15 protein-coding genes and 1 riboswitch are annotated in these 18,248 nt (G+C 47.7%); of the genes, 12 read left to right on the top strand and 3 right to left on the bottom strand.

All coding sequences use genetic code 11. The features are described 5' to 3' along the window. Positions 1 to 11: 11 nt before the first annotated feature. Positions 12 to 791, bottom strand: a complete 780-nt coding sequence (hemQ, locus tag ACUC6J_RS19780) for a hydrogen peroxide-dependent heme synthase (RefSeq protein ID WP_447249323.1) — start codon at positions 789 to 791, stop codon at positions 12 to 14. Positions 792 to 1,135: 344 nt separating this feature from the next. On the opposite strand from hemQ, the gene ACUC6J_RS19775 reads away from it, so the two are divergent. The 4 genes from ACUC6J_RS19775 to uvrC all read left to right on the top strand — a co-directional run bounded on the left by ACUC6J_RS19775 (position 1,136) and on the right by uvrC (position 6,404). After that, positions 1,136 to 2,653 carry a DnaD domain protein gene (locus tag ACUC6J_RS19775; RefSeq protein ID WP_013372881.1) on the top strand — a complete coding sequence of 506 codons (1,518 nt, stop codon included), beginning with the start codon at positions 1,136 to 1,138 and terminating at the stop codon, positions 2,651 to 2,653. A gap of 98 nt (positions 2,654 to 2,751) precedes the next feature. Next, entirely contained in the window at positions 2,752 to 3,699 is a 948-nt protein-coding gene (gene dnaI / locus ACUC6J_RS19770; protein ID WP_016820033.1) for a primosomal protein DnaI, read from the top strand. Positions 3,700 to 3,824: 125 nt separating this feature from the next. Further along, on the top strand, positions 3,825 to 4,142 hold the full coding sequence (gene trxA, locus ACUC6J_RS19765) for a thioredoxin (RefSeq protein ID WP_010347861.1): 318 nt from the start codon (positions 3,825 to 3,827) through the stop codon (positions 4,140 to 4,142). A 159-nt stretch (positions 4,143 to 4,301) separates the two neighbouring features. After that, a complete protein-coding gene (uvrC, locus tag ACUC6J_RS19760; RefSeq protein ID WP_447249322.1) occupies positions 4,302 to 6,404 on the top strand; it encodes an excinuclease ABC subunit UvrC in 2,103 nt (700 codons plus the stop codon). On the opposite strand, the gene ACUC6J_RS19755 is transcribed toward uvrC, so the two are convergent. Next, complete coding sequence (locus tag ACUC6J_RS19755; RefSeq protein WP_447249321.1) at positions 6,373 to 8,103, bottom strand: CPBP family intramembrane glutamic endopeptidase; 1,731 nt, start codon at positions 8,101 to 8,103, stop codon at positions 6,373 to 6,375. The genes uvrC and ACUC6J_RS19755 overlap by 32 nt on opposite strands. Positions 8,104 to 8,363: 260 nt before the next feature. After that, positions 8,364 to 8,516: riboswitch (cyclic di-AMP (ydaO/yuaA leader) on the top strand. Positions 8,517 to 8,915: 399 nt separating this feature from the next. Here ACUC6J_RS19755 and ACUC6J_RS19750 point away from each other — a divergent pair. Together ACUC6J_RS19750 and ACUC6J_RS19745 are read left to right on the top strand one after the other, a co-directional pair. Next, on the top strand, positions 8,916 to 10,256 hold the full coding sequence (locus tag ACUC6J_RS19750) for a TrkH family potassium uptake protein (protein ID WP_016820036.1): 1,341 nt from the start codon (positions 8,916 to 8,918) through the stop codon (positions 10,254 to 10,256). An 18-nt stretch (positions 10,257 to 10,274) separates the two neighbouring features. After that, a complete protein-coding gene (locus tag ACUC6J_RS19745) occupies positions 10,275 to 10,952 on the top strand; it encodes a potassium channel family protein (protein WP_013372875.1) in 678 nt (225 codons plus the stop codon). A gap of 5 nt (positions 10,953 to 10,957) precedes the next feature. Here the strand turns inward: ACUC6J_RS19745 and ACUC6J_RS19740 are convergent, their stop codons facing one another. Beyond that, positions 10,958 to 11,863 carry a LysR family transcriptional regulator gene (locus ACUC6J_RS19740; RefSeq protein ID WP_016820037.1) on the bottom strand — a complete coding sequence of 302 codons (906 nt, stop codon included), beginning with the start codon at positions 11,861 to 11,863 and terminating at the stop codon, positions 10,958 to 10,960. A gap of 226 nt (positions 11,864 to 12,089) precedes the next feature. On the opposite strand from ACUC6J_RS19740, the gene ACUC6J_RS19735 reads away from it, so the two are divergent. The 6 genes from ACUC6J_RS19735 to ACUC6J_RS19710 all read left to right on the top strand — a co-directional run bounded on the left by ACUC6J_RS19735 (position 12,090) and on the right by ACUC6J_RS19710 (position 18,228). Next, positions 12,090 to 12,764: a succinate dehydrogenase cytochrome b558 subunit gene (locus tag ACUC6J_RS19735; protein ID WP_016820038.1), complete on the top strand. Its 675-nt coding sequence runs from the start codon at positions 12,090 to 12,092 to the stop codon at positions 12,762 to 12,764. A gap of 93 nt (positions 12,765 to 12,857) precedes the next feature. Then, positions 12,858 to 14,603 carry a succinate dehydrogenase flavoprotein subunit gene (gene sdhA, locus ACUC6J_RS19730; RefSeq protein ID WP_016820039.1) on the top strand — a complete coding sequence of 582 codons (1,746 nt, stop codon included), beginning with the start codon at positions 12,858 to 12,860 and terminating at the stop codon, positions 14,601 to 14,603. Positions 14,604 to 14,622: 19 nt separating this feature from the next. After that, positions 14,623 to 15,390 (top strand): succinate dehydrogenase iron-sulfur subunit, encoded by a 768-nt coding sequence (gene sdhB, locus ACUC6J_RS19725; RefSeq protein WP_013372870.1) that lies wholly within the window; start codon positions 14,623 to 14,625, stop codon positions 15,388 to 15,390. Between the two features lie 169 nt (positions 15,391 to 15,559). Beyond that, positions 15,560 to 16,369: an aminoglycoside N(3)-acetyltransferase gene (locus ACUC6J_RS19720; RefSeq protein ID WP_016820040.1), complete on the top strand. Its 810-nt coding sequence runs from the start codon at positions 15,560 to 15,562 to the stop codon at positions 16,367 to 16,369. 67 nt (positions 16,370 to 16,436) lie between these two features. Further along, positions 16,437 to 17,381 (top strand): metallophosphoesterase, encoded by a 945-nt coding sequence (locus ACUC6J_RS19715; RefSeq protein ID WP_447249320.1) that lies wholly within the window; start codon positions 16,437 to 16,439, stop codon positions 17,379 to 17,381. Between the two features lie 106 nt (positions 17,382 to 17,487). After that, entirely contained in the window at positions 17,488 to 18,228 is a 741-nt protein-coding gene (locus ACUC6J_RS19710) for a metallophosphoesterase family protein (RefSeq protein WP_447249319.1), read from the top strand. Positions 18,229 to 18,248: the final 20 nt, after the last annotated feature.

Below are 18,248 nucleotides of genomic sequence, written 5' to 3'. Positions count from 1 at the left end.
ATGTCTGCGTCTTACAGCTTGAGCATGTCTTCAAATGTTTCTTCATTCAAAACGCTGCCGATATAGAAGGAACCGAATTCACCGTATCGGGCACTCACTTCATCAAAACGCATTTCGTAAATTAGCTTCTTGAATTGAAGTGCGTCGTCGGAGAACAGGGTCACGCCCCACTCCCAATCGTCGAAGCCGATGGAGCCTGAAATGATTTGCTTTACTTTGCCAGCATAGCTGCGTCCAATTAAACCGTGGCTGCGCATCAAGGTGCGACGCTCGTCCATCGAAAGCATGTACCAGTTGTCATCCAGATCACGTTTCTTGTTCATTGGATAGAAACAAATATAACGTGCCTTGTTTAATACAGGCTTCAGGCGCGCGACAATTTGTGGATTTTGCATTGGATCTTCTTCCTTGCTCAAATAATTACTCAGTTCGACCACACTTACATAAGAATATGTTTTGGTCGTATATTTGGCGAAGGTTGTTTTGTTGAATTCATTTTCCAATTTATTGAGGTCTTCCAGCGTTTCACGCAGGTGCAGCATAACAAAATCAGCCTTTTGTCCGACTATAGTATAGACAGCTGAGCTGCCCAGACCTGCTTCCTCGGTAACGCTCCATTCCTTCATAAACTCTTGAAGCTCGTCCAGTGCTCCCGCGCGCTCTTCATCGTCTGCAGTTTTCCATGCCGTCCAGTTGATGGACCGGAAATCGTGAAGCGCGTACCAGCCTTCCAGTGTGGAGGTTACTTCGTTGGGTGTTGCTGGGGTTTGTTGAGGTTGATGTTGATTCACGATCTACACTCCTTTACGATCTGTAAATGTAATCGGCTTAGCCGAAATATGTGTACTTCCGTATATCGTTCCTGTATCCAATACGTGATGTTTAACCATTATATTGTAGCTCAATTTGGAGCTTTTCACCAATGAAAGAAGTGTGAAGAATATTATTTTTCCATGATGCAGGTCACAAAAGTCATAAAATAGTTAGTATTCTCGAAAAAAGAAGAACTCGGACGAATACGGCTGCCAAAAAGGAGGACAATTGCCCTTATTTTGTTGGTCCCACCCGAGGGCAAGTATGATAGAATAGAAAAACATCTTGGAGAACGTTATGTCAGGAAAGGAAGAATGTCGGAATGCGGATGAAAAACCTGCTGCACTATACTGAGAACCACCGCTACTGCGTTTATCGGGAATTTGGCTTGAGCGCACTGGATGAATTGATGCTGGGAAGTGTCTATCAGCCGATGGTAGGCGCATTTGCGGTCAGTCTATATCGACTGTTGTTCCAGCATGTGCCAGTCGGACAGATTGGTTATTCGCCGTTGGAACAGCAACGTCGACTTTTTCTGACACTGGGACTGGAGCCAAGTGAGAAGGGACGCAAGTATTTGATTGAACAGACCTCCAAGCTGGAGGCTGTCGGTCTGTTGCAGACGTCCAGGTTGTATGCGCCCGAAACGGACGATTATATGTATGAATATGAGATGCAACCACCGCTCGCACCTGCTGAATTTTTCAGAACGCAGCACCTTACCCTTTTGTTGAGAGACAAAATCGGTAAGTTTGCAGTGCTTTCTCTGAGAGAATCGTTGTGGAGCAGGGAATCTAGCGAATGGTCGCAATCTTCCCATAATAAAGAGAATATATCGGTTCCGTTTTATGAGCTGTTTGAGCTGAACACCCATGTTATAGATTATGAACTGGAACAGGCGCTATCCGAAGTATCCACGAGCCGCCAGACTGGAGCATTAGCGTCCGAATCGGAGGAAGCATTGAACTATGCAGATATTATTCTTCGTTTTCCGCGTGAATCCGCCAATCGCAAGCACGTGGAGCGTCTTCGATTTGAACACGAGCAACTGGGTATGGTCAATTACGTGGTCCGTAAATTTGATCTCTCTGTACAGGATATCAGTCGCTTGCTGGATGAGGACGGCATTTTTACCGAAGCAGGCGATTTATTGCTCGACGAGCTTCAGCTTCGGGCTAGCCAACACTCCAGGCAGGAACGGAAGCGTCAGGAGGAACAGCAGGTGCAGGCTGCCAAGGTGGTTGCCTTGCGCCAGAGGGAAACTTCCACACCTGAAGAGCCGCCTGCAGAGCAGGCTGTGGAAATGGAATTTTATGTAGAGGTTCCCCCACAATTCACAGCCAAGTGTGACATTCACCAATATAATATGATGCTGCGCAACGAGCCTTATCGCCGTTTGCTGCAAACCTTTTTCCCCGGCACGGTTCCCGGTAACCTGCTGGATATATTCGAGAAGATTGATATCAGCTATAAGTTGCCTGGAGAAGTCATCAATGTGCTGATCCATTATTTAATGTCACTGCTCGTATCGGGGAGCGATCAGCGGATTAACCGCAACTTTGTCGAGGCCGTTGCCTCCAACATGCTGCTAAAGCAGGTAAACACTTACGAAAAAGCCGTTCAATATATAAGGGATCAAGCCAAGGTAAAAGGAAAACAGTCTACTGCTTCTTCCTCCGGGGGCAGATCCCGCACGTATGCCAAAAACAATGGGCCTGCCAAGCCGTCTATTCCGATCGTACAAGATCAGCCTTCCGAGGAATCCGTATCCGAGGAGGAATTGGATGAACTGCTTCGCCTGGCCGAACGACTGCAATCCGGTAAACAGAAAAAGGTGTAATGGAAGCCAATTCAATAATGTGTCGACTTTATGGCGGTCGGCAGCGAAGCGTCAATCGCCCTCCATAACTCTGCACATTTTAGAAAGGAGGAGCATTCTTGGAATCACTCGGTGATTTGCTTCAGCAGATGCAGAACCCTTCGTTTCGCCAACGTACTCGCAGCGTAGCCGATCAGGTTCTAAATGATCCGCTGGTGAAGGAATTTTGTGCTGCACATCCTGATGTAGACGAAACGCAATTGCGACTTAATATGAGTATGCTCTTTCAGTATACCCGGGATCGCCGAAATTGCGACAACTGTCCGGGACTGGAACAGTGTCCTAACGATTTCCAGGGTCACTTTTGCAAGCTGGGCGTGGAGTATCCCAATGGAACAGCGGAAATGGTGGACATTCGGACCCCGTGCGCCAAGCTAGTTGCCTCCCAGCATGAACAACGAGTGCGTCAACGAATTAAAAGCTTTTATGTGGATGAGCGCGCGTTGTTGGAAGGATATAATGCCGTTGAGATTGCACGCAAGGATTTGCAACGCGTGCCCGCAGTAAATCAGGTATTCCGCTATATTGAAGAAACCAAAAGTCAGGGTTTATTAAAAAAAGGGCTCTATCTGGAAGGTACGTTTGGTACGGGGAAAACCTTTTTGATGGGTTATCTGTTGCACGAGTTGGCTCTGTCGGGTTTCAACGGTGTGATTGTCTACATGCCTGATTTTGTGGAGGACTTAAAGTCCATGATACAGGATGGACAGAAGCTTAAGGAAACGACCGAAATGCTTAAAAATTGTGATCTGCTCGTATTTGACGATATTGGTGCTGAAAATTTGAGTCCATGGGTACGGGATCATGTAATGGGCTCCATTTTGAATTACCGAATGAACCGTAAACCGACCTTTTATACTTCTAATTACTCACTGCAAGGGCTAGAGAAGCATCTTAGCTTTACAAGCAAAGACGGAGAGGAAATGTACAAGGGACAACGCTTGATGGACCGGATTCGTCCTTTTGTGGATGTCATTACCGTCAAGGGGAAAAATCAGCGAGGGTAAGCGTTCATTCTTCTGCTCTTTTGATATCTTACAATTAAAAGACTATTGTGATATAATTAAAAGGTGTCGAAACAGACATTACAGGTTATAATAATCTTGACTTTTCTATAAAGGAGGAACATACAATGGCAATTGTTAACGTGTCCGATCAATCCTTCAACGCAGAAGTCGAAGGCACAGGAACCGTTTTGGTTGATTTTTGGGCGCCATGGTGCGGTCCTTGCAAAATGATCGCTCCAATTCTGGAGGATCTGTCTACAGAAGTTGGCGATAGTGTCAAAATCGCGAAGGTGAACGTGGATGAAAATCCAGAGTCTGCTTCTCGTTTCGGCGTGATGAGTATTCCTACCCTAATCGTCTTCAAAGACGGACAGCCTGTTGATAAAGTGGTAGGTTTGAACTCCAAAGAAGCATTGAAAAGCATGCTTACTAAACACCAATAATCATGGAATGTGACCCATGCTCCTGCGGGGGCTTGGTGGAGCGCCATGAACAGTCAATGCCTCCGGTTATATATACCGGGGGCGTTTTTGTGCATTATTCCTATATAATATAAGTAGTAAGTTGAGCAGTCATTAAGAATGGAAGGAGGAACCGGGCGAATGAAATCCTATGCGGAGGACTTGCAGAACCAGGAGAAGGCGCTGGAGAACATACGGCACAAATTAGCATTGTTGCCGGATGCATCAGGATGTTACCTGATGAAGAACAGCGAAGGCACCATCATTTATGTCGGCAAGGCCAAAGTGTTGAAAAACCGGGTCCGTTCCTATTTTACAGGTAGCCATAACGGCAAGACGCAGCGACTGGTTGCTGATATTCGTGATTTTGAATATATCGTTACAGGCAGCAATATGGAGGCGCTCATTCTGGAGTGCAACCTTATTAAAAAGCACCAACCACGTTATAACGTGCTGTTGAAGGATGATAAAACCTTTCCGTACTTGAAAATTACGAACGAGACACACCCCAAGCTGGAGGTAACCCGTCGCGTTCTGAAAGATAAAGCGAAATATTTTGGACCGTACCCCAATTCCTACGCGGCACATCAGACGAAAAAGCTGCTGGATCGTATGTATCCGTTACGCAAGTGCGGTGTGATGCCAAAAGAAGTGTGTCTGTATTATCACATGCATCAATGCTTGGGACCTTGTGTAAAAGAGGTCGAGAAGGAAACATATGATCAGATCAGTCAGGAGATCGGTTCCTTTTTGAGCGGGGGACATGAGGAAATTAAAAAGGACCTCCAGCGTAAAATGCAGGAGGCCGCAGAGGAATTGTACTTTGAGCGTGCCAAGGAGCTGCGCGATCAGATTATAAGCATCGATGCGATGATGGAAAAGCAGAAAATCACCACATCTGATGCGAAGGACCGAGATGTATTCGGCTTTTCGGTAGATAAGGGCTGGATGTGTGTACAGATTTTATATGTCCGCAAGGGTAAAATGATCGAGCGCCATATGTCGACTTTTCCTTTCTACGGTGAAGCTTACAGTGATTTTATGTCCTATGTGACGCAATATTACAGCGACAATCCGGCAGTGCCGCAGGAAATATTGTTGCCGGATTCTCCTAAGCTGATGAAAGCAAAATCGACTGATGTCGATCAACCGATTGCAGCAGAAACTGAACTTTACAGTGCGATCACAGCTGAGACTGCCAGCATTACAGATGAGGGAGCAGCACAAACGGAGTTGGACCGTTCTGTTGACTCACTGCGGGTAGCCGAAGCACGAGCAGCTTATGCAGAAGGAACGAATCCAGCCCAAGTTGGTGACCAAGCAGCCGGGGAAAAAGAACCCGAAACAGAAACAGAAACAGAAACTCAACTATCCGGTGGATTAGAGGACCCAACGACGGCAGCTCTCGCTTTGGCTGAATGGCTGGATGTAAAGGTACTTGTGCCGCAGCGCGGGCTGAAAAAGCAAATGACGGGGATGGCGACGGAAAATGCACGTGTTGCTTTGGATGAAAAGTTTAAACTGATCGAGCGGGATGAGGAACGGACCTCCAAAGCTGCAAGCAATCTGGGACGTGCCATTGGGCTGGATAGTCTGCATCGGGTAGAGGCGTTCGATAATTCCAACATTCAGGGTTCCGATCCAGTGTCGGCCATGATCGTCTTTATTGACGGTAAGCCTGCCAAAAAAGAGTATCGAAAATACAAGATCCGTTCTGTGCAGGGACCAGATGATTATGAAACGATGCGTGAGGTTATTCGGCGCCGATATGAACGTGTACTGAAGGAAAATCTAGAGCGTCCCGATTTGATCATTGTCGATGGCGGGCGTGGACAAATTAAAGCGGCAACCGATGTATTGGAAAATGAGTTGGGCTTGTTTATTCCTGTGTGTGGTTTGGTGAAAGATGCCAAACACAGAACTTCCCAATTACTGATGGGGGATACATTTGAGGCCGTAACACTTGCACGCAACAGCGAGGAATTTTATCTGCTGCAACGGATTCAGGATGAGGTTCACCGTTTTGCCATTACGTTCCACCGCGAGCAGCGCGGCAAATCTATGGTAACTTCCCAGTTGGACTCCATTCCAGGCATCGGCGAGAAACGGCGTAAGTTGCTGCTCAAGCATTTTGGATCGCTCAAAAAAATAAGAGAGGCCAGCGTCGAAGACTTCCGGCCTCTCTCTATTGGGGATAAACTTGCTCGTCAGATTATAGCTGCCCTTCGGGAGGAGGAGTCGTAGAATACGGCTCCTCTTTTTTCACGGGTTCAAACATGATTCGATTAGGTTTTTTAGGACTAAACCAGTAAATGATGTAGCCTACAATAGCCGGAAGTAAGATCCAGAATAGACCTGCGCTCACATTCACGGTGTCTCCCAAACTGATCACACTAAGTCCCATTAATATGCTGTCAAAAATAACGTGGCTGAACATGGCAGCGATAAAGCCGTAACGCAGGAACACGAAGCTAAACAGCAAACCAAGAAAAGTCAGCTCAATAGGTCTTGAAATCACTGGATAGATTGGATAAAGCGTATGTCCCAGTGCCCAAATAAGCGTAGTGATCAGACAAGCAACAAACGTATTTTTGACTATTTTTTTTACCATCGGAATACCAAATAGACGGTAAACAGTCTCTTCTCCAATACCTGCCATCCAGGCCATAATCGGTAGTAGCCATGGATAAGCCATATTGTAAGGGGATTGCGTTGCGTCTGTAGTGGAGAATGTATTAAATGTACGCTCCAATACAAAGAACAAAATGGATTGTACGCCGAGTAAAATGAAGGCCCACAAGTAACCGACATACATACTGCGAAGCACATACAGCCCGTAGCCCGGCTCTTTGGCCCGTGGCCATGCATTGAGTCCAACCTGACGCATAAGCCCGTCACCACCAACCAAGGAGAAGTAGAGGGCTACAGCCATGAAGAAGGTAACACCGACCTGGAATACCATAAGAAATATAAGCATGCCCTTACTGCCTGCTTCAGCTTGTAATAAAGGCAGCATGTTCATGGTCCCAGCTATACTAGCAATAAAATAAACAATGGACAGAACAATACCGCGTACAAATGAAGTATGTCGTCGGGTGAGTGACGCATACACAATGGCAAGTACGCCCAGGACAAAGCTAAATAGGGCATAACCCGCATAAGTCATCCAATTCGCCCAGTATGTTTGATTTTTAACATAGTCGGTATAAGACGAAGGGGCTGAAAAGCTTTGGGTAAATGAGCGAACATCCCCATCTTCAAAGGTAAAAGCCAGCGTAAGGACCGAGGCACCGATTTTCTTTTCGTCCACGGTATATTTTAATCCACCTTCCCCCTCAGTGGTCGCAAGCTTCAATTCCGATGGATTAAAGCCAAAGCGTTTGATCCATTTTGCTGCAGCCTGTTCCTTAGCTTCAAGCGTCATGTCGCCCTCAGCTATACGTACAAGCTTGCTTCGTGCTTGTTCATCTGTAGAAACATCAGCCTGTGTGTAATTGGTGCTGGAGGTGATCCGCTTAAAGCTAACGACCTTCCCAGTGGATAAATCCACATGAATTTGCAGCTTGCCCTTCGCTGAGGAGTCAGGCAAATCAACCCGAAAGGTTTCATAAGGATAATTTTTTTTCCATGTACGATCGTACGCTTGAAGCAGTTTTTCTCTGGATAAATAACCGTACAAATCTGTTTCAGCCTGATAGGTCACGACAGGCTTCTCTGGCTGTGATTCCGTATAACCCAGCTCGGAACGGGCAAAGTCCAGGGCGTGTACGATCGCTTCTTGTTTGCTGATGACCGTTGCATTCATCAATGATTCCGGACTTGGATTGCTAAGCGAGGGAATAAGCAATTGAAAGATAAAAAAGCAAATCAGGCCAACCCCGCCCAGTAAGCCTAATTTTTTGAAGTTGGCCGTGAGCACGACCGGTTTCCCGATAGGATTCATGAGTTTCCTCCTTAATCTGTAAATAAGAACATCCATTAAAGATATCATACTGCACAGGTTCCCGCCAACAGACCAGCGATATTCATGAAAACAGAGTGAAAGCACTTTAAAGTTTTAATAAAATTAGATAAGCTGTGATTAAGCGATGCCCAATCGCAAATTAAAGCCAATTTCACGTTTTTTCGGCGAAATCGGTTTTGTGATCTGGATAGAGAAGGATTATAATCTTGAGGCAATGCCTATGAAATATATGGGTAATGACAACATTTAAGCCGAATTTCTGTGAGAAAACGGGGGAACCATGTTACTGGGGTGAATTTTACAGTCGATCCTGATGGATCGGAAGTGTAAATAGGGCATACTGTACTGCCCGAATCCGTCAGCTAACCTCGTAGGCTGTGGGCAGGAACCAAGTCAGGCACTCGGTTTTCCGGTGTCTTTTTTTGTGTGTATAAGTGTGAATAAAAGTTTGCTGAGTTAAGGACGCTGCGCGTTCCATTTGATCTTCCAATCGCTGTTGCCACTGAATTTTTTTGATTTTCTAGACCTTGATAAGGGTAAAATTCAGAGTCAAAGGCGAGCGCTATCGCTTCTCCAGATTCAAATGGACCGCTTCGCTGCTGCCCGCCTTAAAGTCATCAAACGTTCCATGAGGTAGTTACGTATAAAGTGTAGTGAGTATTGAAAGGCAAAAGTATCCCGCTTTGCGGATACTTTTCTGATTTATAAAAGAAACTGAAAAGAATTGGTGATTTTATGAGCTGAGCGATCTCCATGCTCATAGTTCACCAAGGAGGAGAAGTGATGAATAAATGAATCCCAATGCAAGCTGGCTTCGGCTTTCTCCACCGCAAATATTCGTTGCAGGCTTTGCCATTATCATTCTAATAGGTAGTTTATTGTTAATGCTGCCCATTTCTAATACAACAGGAAAACCACTTGCGTTTATAGACGCTTTGTTTACTGCCGCTTCCGCGACCTGTGTAACCGGGCTTGTCGTTAAGGATACAGGGCTCTTTTTTACAACCTTTGGTCAAATTGTCATCGTTGCGCTGATTCAGATTGGCGGACTTGGCTTTATGACTATGGCTACCTTGATCGCGCTGGTGTTCAAGCGTCGGATTTCCTTGCGGGAGCGCCTTATTTTGCAAGAAGCGATGAATCAGACCTCTGTCGAAGGAATTGTCGGATTGATCCGCAAGGTGCTATGGTACTCGCTGATGATTGAGGGCGTATGTGCAGCTATTTTTTCGATTCGCTGGTCATTTGATATGCCTGTCGGCAGGGCGATTTATTTTGGAATCTGGCATGCCATTTCCATGTTTAATAACGCTGGTTTTGATTTGTTCGGTGAATTTCGCAGCCTGACAGGTTATGTATATGATCCGATTGTTAATTTTACAGCCATGTTTCTCATTATTTCGGGTGGTATTGGTTTTGTAGTGATGTCTGACCTGGCAGATTATCGCAAGCGTAAGAGACTATCCTTGCATACCAAGGTGGTACTCAGCATGACAGCTGCTCTGATTGTCGTCGGGACGCTTGTCATTTTTGTATTTGAGTTTACGAATCCGAAGACGCTTGGCTCGCTTGATTGGGGTGGTAAACTGCTGGGTTCTTTATTCCAGTCCGTTACCCCTCGCACCGCAGGTGCCAACACGCTGGACATTGCAGGCTTGCGGCAGGCTACGCAGTTTTTTATCATCATACTCATGTTTATTGGGGCTTCGCCTGGCTCCACTGGAGGCGGGATTAAGACCACTACATTTGCTCTGCTCATTGGAGCGGTGTTTTCGATGCTGCGGGGACGGGAAGACATTGTGCTGTTCCGGTACCGACTTGCGCAGGCACGCATTTATAAGGCTTTGACTATTACCTTGCTGGGGTTGCTGTTCGTGATTGGGGTGACGATGATTCTGTCCGCAACCGAAGATCATCATTTTCTGATGATCTTGTTCGAGACGGTGTCTGCCTTTGGTACGGTAGGACTGTCCATGGGGCTTACACCTGATTTGACAGTTGTAGGCAAGCTGGTGATTACTCTGACGATGTTTGCAGGCAGGCTGGGTCCACTCACGCTAGCTTATGCACTGGGACCGAAAAAGGGTAAGGAATTGTATCGTCATCCAGAAGGTAAAATAATTATAGGGTAAGGGAGTTTTCGAGTAGATATGAAAACGCAGCAGTTTGTAGTCATTGGCTTGGGACGGTTTGGCTCAAGCCTGGCTTTGCAATTGGTGGATATGGGGTGCGAGGTGCTGGGCATTGATCGGAATGAGGATGTTGTGGACAGTATGAGTGAGATTCTGACACATACTGTCGTGGCAGACGCTACAGATGAGGATGCGTTGCGGTCACTCGGCATACGTAATTTCGATTGCGGCATTGTTGCGATTGGTGATGATATTCAGGTAAGCATCCTGACCGCCATTTTGCTGAAGGAGCTGGGTGTGAGAAAAGTCGTAGCCAAAGCCATATCTGTGCTGCATGGGCGTGCGTTAGAGAAGCTTGGGGTGGACCGAGTCATTTATCCGGAACGGGATATGGGTATTCGAGTAGCGCATCAGCTGGTCACGCCTAATCTGCTCGATTATTTGGAGCTGTCCAAGGAATACAGCATTGTAGAACTTAATGTGCCTGCATGTCTGAATGGCAAAACGTTGGCAGAATTAAATGCTCGCACCCGCTTTGGTTGCAGCATCGTGGCGCTTCATACGGCGAATGGTATCTTGATCGCACCGACAGCTATGGATCGGCTGAAAGCAGACGATATTATGGTCATTATCGGCTCCAATGATAATATCGGCCGCTTTGAGGATGAGGTCGTTAATGTCAATGAAGAGGGTTAAATCCTCTATACCATACGGTAGCCTGCAAACGATGCGCGTGTCTCGCTAATCCAGCGTCGTGCTGTTGGGCCGAGATCGGCCGTTTCTGAGTAGATCAGGGAGGTCGTTCGGCGTGTCTCCTTCAAATCAGGCAAGTACAATGCAGTAAGTCCATTATCTCGCAGCAGTTCGCTGCGCAAATAGGATTTGGGCAGCAAAGCGGATGCCTTGCAGGTGGGAAGCAGGCGTACAATCGCCTCGAAGGAGTCGATTTCCATGCGGATATCCGGCATAATGCCGCTACGCTGGAACAAGTCATCCGTCAGACTGCGGTACCAGGTTCCTTTGGAGAAAATAATCATCGGCAATCCTTGCAAGTCCTTCATTGAAGCCGTTCCTGTCTTGACAGTTAATTCATGTCCGATGGGGACGACTAGCTCCAAATGATCGTCAAATAACGGAATGCAACGCAGTCCAGCTTCATGAATGGCAGACCCGACAACGCCGGCGTCTGCTTTTTTGTCGCGTACAAAGGCAACGATTTCATGCGTCTTGCCGGTGAGCAGCTTTAGCTCAGTCTGAGGATGCTTGCTCATGAAAGCTTCGACGAGGGTAGGCAGCGTCGTTTGGAGTGTCGTAAGACTTGCGCCCAGTGTAAGCATGCTCTGGGCTTCATTTTTGTGCTGGGACAGCTTTTGTAAGAAGCGAAGCTGACGTTGCCGTTGCTCCAGCGCGAAAGTATATACAAATCGGCCAGTCGATGTAATTTCGAGCCGTTTGCCCCGACGATCAAAGAGATGGACACCCAGCTCTTCCTCCAGCTTGGCAATTTTGCGGGACAGGGCGGGTTGGGACAAATTCAGCAGTTTGGAGGCTTTATTCAGGCTGGACTGCTCGACAATGACGGCAAAAGCGTTCAAATCCTCAAACAAATCTTCCACTTCCTCTCTATATGCAAAAAAGACATAATAATTAATACGTATATTGCAATTCCATTATAAGCCGAAAAGGAGTAACATGAAAGCGACACAAGATGTTCACACTTTTGTTTTTCCTTATAAGGGACACCTTGTTGAACATTCCCTGTCGGGAACTGTCATTTTATATGTTATATTACTATTGAAAACGCTATTATTGGGAGAAGGGAGCATGACCTAGATGAGAGGATTTTATTCCAGAAAGCTGCATTCGCTTCTTGGCGTCATTCCATTGGCTCTATTTTTTGTTGAGCATTTGGTGACGAACTTCACAGCGGTGGAGGGCGGCAAGGAAGGTTTTAATCGCAGCGTGGCCTTCCTGAATGGTTTGCCGCTGGTTATTGTGTTAGAAACGTTATTCATCTACTTGCCATTACTGTTCCACGGAATCTATGGCTTGTATATCGCTTATCAGGCTGACCCGAATGTCAAAAGGTTTGGCTATTCGCGTAACTGGCGCTTTTTGTTCCAGCGTATTTCCGGCGTCATTACGTTTGTATTTATTATCTGGCACGTATACGACACACGCTTTCAGGTGGCCCTGGGTAATGTAACTCATGAGGAGCTAGGCGGCGTAATGCATGGTATAGTGACGAACCCGGTCTATTTTATTTTGTATTTAATCAGTGTCGTTTCGGCATCATTTCACTTTGCTAATGGACTGTGGGCATTTATGGTCAGTTGGGGGATTACCGTGGGACCACGTGCCCAAAAAGTATCTTCCTATATCTGTATGACCCTGTTCGTGGTGGTGTCGATCGGCTTCGTTGCTTCCCTGCTTGCATTTCGCAGCGCGGAATTCCAGGAAACGGCAACAGCCTTGGTGCAATGCAGCGCCTTTAAACAGCTACTGTAAACGAGTTATTTAAATGATACATCGTGTTGAGATTCTATTCTGATTTGTAAAAGGGGATTTAGTACAAATCCTGAAAAGAAGGAGTGAGCAGAAATGGCAGCATCCAACATTATTGTTGTGGGCGGCGGTCTGGCAGGTCTAATGGCTACGATCAAGGCGGCAGAAGCGGGAGTCCACGTTCATCTATTTTCTTTGGTTCCGGTCAAAAGATCCCACTCTGTTTGTGCGCAGGGCGGCATCAACGGTGCGGTAAATACCAAAGGTGAGGGAGACTCACCCTGGATTCATTTTGATGATTCAGTCTATGGCGGTGACTTTCTGGCAAACCAGCCGCCGGTAAAAGCGATGTGCGAAGCGGCTCCGGGAATTATCCATCTCATGGACCGCATGGGTGTTATGTTCAATCGGACACCAGAAGGACTGCTAGATTTTCGCCGCTTTGGCGGTACCCAGCATCATCGGACAGCCTTCGCTGGCGCGACGACAGGACAGCAACTCCTGTATGCTCTCGATGAGCAGGTACGGCGCTGGGAATCTGCTGGTTTGGTGACCAAGTACGAGAACTGGGAGTTTTTACAGGCTGTACTGGATGATGAAGGCATCTGCCGAGGGATTTGCGGGCAGGATTTGCGTACGATGGAAGTGAAGACTTTTGCAGCGGACGCCGTTATTTTGGCATCCGGTGGTCCCGGAATTATTTTCGGCAAAACCACAAATTCCGTCATTAATACCGGTACAGCTGCCGGTGCAGTGTATCAGCAAGGCGTTCGCTACGCGAACGGTGAATTTATACAGATTCATCCAACGGCTATACCCGGTGACGATAAGTTGCGTCTCATGTCCGAGTCGGCACGGGGAGAGGGCGGTCGCATTTGGACGTATAAAGACGGGAAGCCATGGTATTTCCTTGAAGAAAAATATCCGGCTTATGGAAATCTGGTCCCTCGAGACATTGCGACACGTGAAATATTCAGCGTATGTGTTGATGATGGACTGGGTATTAATGGCGAGAACATGGTCTATCTGGATTTGTCCCACAAGGACCCAAAAGAGCTGGATGTAAAGCTGGGCGGCATTATTGAAATTTATGAAAAATTCGTCGGCGACGATCCGCGTAAAATCCCAATGAAAATATTCCCGGCTGTTCATTATTCAATGGGCGGCATGTGGGTCGATTATAATCAGATGACAAATATACCGGGTCTGTTCGCAGCTGGTGAATGTGAATTCCAGTATCACGGAGCGAACCGCTTGGGTGCAAACTCGTTGCTGTCGGCCATTTATGGTGGAATGGTGGCTGGACCAAAGGCTGTGGAATATATCAAGGGCTTGAAAAAGTCTGCCCAGGATGTAGCTTCTTCGGTATTTGATGCGGCAGTCCATCAGCAGACTGAGAAGTACGAGCATATTTTGCACATGGATGGAAAAGAAAATGCCTATGTTCTTCATAAAGAGCTGGGTGAGTGGATGACGAACAATATGACCGTGGTTCGTTATAATGACAAGCTGGAAGCTACGATTCACAAGATCAAGGAGCTGAAGGAGCGTTACTCAAACATTAACATTAATGACGCTTCGCGCTGGAATAATGCGGGTGCTGCGTTTACACGGCAGTTGTGGAACATGATGGAGCTGGCCGAAGCGATGACCAAAGGGGCGCTGCTGCGCAACGAAAGCCGCGGCGCCCATTACAAGCCGGACTTCCCGGACCGCAACGATGAAGATTATCTGAAAACAACGATTGCAGATTGGACACCGGAAGGACCACAAATTTCGTATGAAGAGGTCGACGTTTCACTGATCAAGCCGCGTGTTCGAGATTATTCCAAGAGCAAATAACAGAAGGGAGTGGATTTAGATGTCGGAGCAAGCAGTGAAGTCGAATAAAACAGTGAAGTTCGTGGTTACTCGTCAGGATGAGCCTAATGCTAGTTCCTATACGGAAGAATTCGAATTGGCCTACAGACCGGGAATGAACGTGATCAGCGCGCTGATGGAAATTCAGCGTAACCCGGTAGACAGCCAAGGTAAAGAGACGGCTCCGGTGTGCTGGGAGTCGAACTGCCTGGAGGAAGTGTGTGGAGCTTGCTCCATGGTGATTAACGGCAAACCGCGTCAGGCGTGTGCGGCGCTTGTCGATAAGCTGGAGCAGCCGATTACGATTGCGCCGATGAGCACATTCCCGGTAGTACGGGATTTGGTCATTGACCGCAGCCGGATGTTTAACGCGCTCAAGAAGGTCAAAGCGTGGATTCCGATTGACGGTACCTACGATCTGGGGCCGGGTCCTAGAATGGCAGAGAAAAAGCGTCAGTGGGCGTATGAGCTGTCCAAGTGCATGACCTGTGGTGTCTGTCTGGAAGCATGCCCGAACGTCAATGAGAAGACGACGTTCATCGGACCTGCGGCGATATCTCAGGTTCGCCTGTTTAACAGCCATCCGACAGGGGAAATGAATCAGGAGGAGCGCCTGGATGCATTGATGACGGACGACGGGCTGGAGGGCTGTGGTAATTCGCAAAACTGTGTACGCTCTTGCCCGAAAGGCATTCCATTGACAACTTCCATTGCCGAAATGAACAAGCAAACGACCAAGCATATGTTCAAGCGCTGGCTGACTGTGTAGCAGAGCCAGCCCATAGGTTGTACTCAAACAGGCTTCTTCCCAAACCGGAGAAAGCCTGTTTTTTTGCGCTCAGGAATGATGGAGGGTAACATGGAGGAAGGAGCGAGGGACTGCACTATGGTATAATTAGAGTATTGTGTATCGTTTTGGAGAAAAGGAGGCTGGACAGGTGACTGTGCAACCGATAACGAATCGACCTGTCACGCGGTCGGATGTAATGAAAGGATTAAGGGAACTGGGAGTTCGGAGCGGCATGACATTGCTTGTTCACTCGTCGATGCGCAGCTTTGGACGCTTTGTTCCAGGCGGGGCCTCCACCATTCTTGCCGCATTAACCGAAGCGATTGGCCGGGAAGGAACGCTGGTGATGCCAACACAGTCACACGACTTGACAGATCCGTCCACCTGGATGAACCCGCCTCTGGATGAGTCATGGTGGGAACTGGTCCGCGAGGAAATGCCCGCTTATGATCCGGCCTGGACGCTGACCGGAGGGATGGGCGTCATCGTAGAAACGTTCCGTGGCCTGCCGGGAACAGTGCGCAGCGGGCATCCGCACGTTTCTCTGGCGGGGCGTGGACCTGCTGCTTTAGGCTTGCTGGAAGCGCATGAGCTTGATTTTGGGCTGGGTGAGCATTCGCCCTTGGCAAAGCTGTATGAGGCAGATGCCTATGTACTGTTGCTGGGCTGCGGACATGACAGCAACACCTCCTTACATTTGGCAGAATATCGAACAGCCTATAATGGACGTGAAGTTGTCACGCATCAAGCCCCTATGATGGTGGATGGGATCAAAGCGTGGGTGTCTTTTCAGGATTATAATATTACCTCGGATGATTTTGAGCAGCTGGGACTTGATTTTGAGCGGGAATGTCCCACATCCTTTACGCGGGTGAACATTGGAGAGGCTTCATGTTTTTTCGCAAGGCAACGGGATTTGGTTGACTATGCAGAGCAGTGGTTATCCACTCATCGCTAGAGCTTCTGGACAGTAGGGAAATCTGAGAAATGAGATAGAAAGGACAGAACGCAAGGGGGAACGCATAATGAAGAAGACGCCGCAAATCCGCCGCGAGAGTCAGGATGGCCTACAACAGGAGGCCGCTATCCCTCCCGGTTCTTCGCGGCGTTCCTTATCAAATGAGCCAGCCAATCCTTCCCGCCGCCGTTTTTTGAAGAAAGCGGCTTTGGCCACTGCAGGAACTGCACTTCTGGCTGGAGGATATGCTTCCTTATGGGAGCCTAATCATTTGGAGATTACACGCTTCAACTTGTCTCTCCCTCGTCTTCCGTCTGCATTTGACGGAATTAGGGTGGTGCATTTCAGTGATGTGCACCTAGGGTTTCACATGGATGAGCAGGATCTGAGCGAGCTTGCGGACCGGATAGCAGGCCTGGAGCCGGATTTGCTCTGTTTTACAGGAGATATTGTAGATGATTATTCCGTATCTATGAAGGCTGCTGTTCCAGTTATGGCTTCCATGCACGCTACCCTTGGTAAGTTTGCTATTCTGGGCAATCATGATTATAGAGGCTTGCCAGCCGGCGTTCAGGAGCTATATCCCAAAACCGGGTTTACGCTGCTGAGAAACGAGCATGCGGTTATAGAGCGCGCGGGACAACGTGTGGCCATTGTCGGTTTAGAGGATAACATCATGGGCAAGCCCAATCCGCAGCGTGCTATCCACGGACTGTCTGATGAGATGTGCAAGCTGCTGCTGATGCATGAGCCGGACTATGCAGATGTGGCGGCACAAATGTCCTTTGATCTTCAATTGTCAGGACATACACATGGGGGACAGGTACGTTTGCCGGTCATTGGAGCGCCGATGCCGCCCCCAGGTGGACGCAAGTACATTCAGGGATTGTTTCATGTGGGAACGGATAGAATGCCACTGTATGTCAGCCGTGGCATTGGTATGACACATTTGCCGATACGGGTGCTGTGCAGACCGGAGCTTAGTGTCATTACGTTAAAATCTGGCCAATAGGCCATGATCTTTTTTTCATCTTCATCATATATGTTGGAACTACATAATGTTGGCTTGAATGTAGTGTAGAGATGTAGTCGTTTTGGGACAAAGGAGTGAGATTCAGATGGATCGTGTTGCTGTCATTTCAGATATTCATGGCAATTGGCCTGCTTGTGAGGCGGTGCTGGAGGATATTGCTTCCCGAGGCATTAGCCGTGTGTTTTGTTTGGGGGATCTGATCGGCAAAGGGCCTAGCCCGTGCGAGGTGCTGGATGCTATCCGCCAACATTGTGAAGTCGTCGTTCGAGGTAATTGGGATGAGTTGGTTAGCATAACGGATGATCTCAATTTTAGCTGGCAAGCCGAACGTTTGGGTGCAGAGCGAGTACAGTATTTGGCACAGTTACCGTTTCATTATGATTTCAGAATGAGCGGACGCCGTATCCGCTTGGTGCATGCCTCGCCGCAAAGCGTGTATCACCGTGTGCAGCCATGGGATGAGCCGACCAAAAGGCTTGCCATGTTTGATCCACTAGCAGAGGAAAGTGGAAAAGTACCTTTTGCTCCAGAGGTCGTGGGATATGGTGATGTGCATAATGCTTTTATCCAGCATTTTCAGGGAAAAACACTTTTTAACGTTGGGAGTGTCGGGAATCCGTTGGATATCACCCAGGCTTCCTACTGCATTTTAGAGGGGCAATGGGGAGAGGAGCAGCTCACGCCTTTTTCCATTCAGTTTGTACGTGTACCCTATGATATAGAATTGGCAGTAAAACAAGCAGAGGAGGCAGATGTGCCTTCTTTGGCATATTATATTCGAGAGCTGCGTACCGGAATTTACCGGGGAATTCAGGACCTGGATTAAGTATAGAAATATGCATGGCT

It is taken from the genome of Paenibacillus sp. JJ1683 (genome assembly GCF_053006485.1).
The sequence above is the reverse complement of the archived record's forward strand: the minus strand, read 5'-3'. Positions and strand labels throughout refer to the sequence as shown.

Excerpts from the sequence above, each read along its gene's own strand:
- ACUC6J_RS19715 (WP_447249320.1), top strand. The coding sequence starts at position 16,437 with ATGAAGAAGACGCCGCAAATCCGCCGCGAGAGTCAGGATGGCCTACAA.
- ACUC6J_RS19745 (WP_013372875.1), top strand. The coding sequence starts at position 10,275 with ATGAAAACGCAGCAGTTTGTAGTCATTGGCTTGGGACGGTTTGGCTCA.
- ACUC6J_RS19710 (WP_447249319.1), top strand. The coding sequence starts at position 17,488 with ATGGATCGTGTTGCTGTCATTTCAGATATTCATGGCAATTGGCCTGCT.
- ACUC6J_RS19775 (WP_013372881.1), top strand. The coding sequence starts at position 1,136 with ATGCGGATGAAAAACCTGCTGCACTATACTGAGAACCACCGCTACTGC.
- uvrC (WP_447249322.1), top strand. The coding sequence starts at position 4,302 with ATGAAATCCTATGCGGAGGACTTGCAGAACCAGGAGAAGGCGCTGGAG.
- ACUC6J_RS19735 (WP_016820038.1), top strand. The coding sequence starts at position 12,090 with ATGAGAGGATTTTATTCCAGAAAGCTGCATTCGCTTCTTGGCGTCATT.
- sdhA (WP_016820039.1), top strand. The coding sequence starts at position 12,858 with ATGGCAGCATCCAACATTATTGTTGTGGGCGGCGGTCTGGCAGGTCTA.
- trxA (WP_010347861.1), top strand. The coding sequence starts at position 3,825 with ATGGCAATTGTTAACGTGTCCGATCAATCCTTCAACGCAGAAGTCGAA.
- sdhB (WP_013372870.1), top strand. The coding sequence starts at position 14,623 with ATGTCGGAGCAAGCAGTGAAGTCGAATAAAACAGTGAAGTTCGTGGTT.
- ACUC6J_RS19755 (WP_447249321.1), bottom strand. The coding sequence starts at position 8,103 with ATGAATCCTATCGGGAAACCGGTCGTGCTCACGGCCAACTTCAAAAAA.
- ACUC6J_RS19750 (WP_016820036.1), top strand. The coding sequence starts at position 8,916 with ATGAATCCCAATGCAAGCTGGCTTCGGCTTTCTCCACCGCAAATATTC.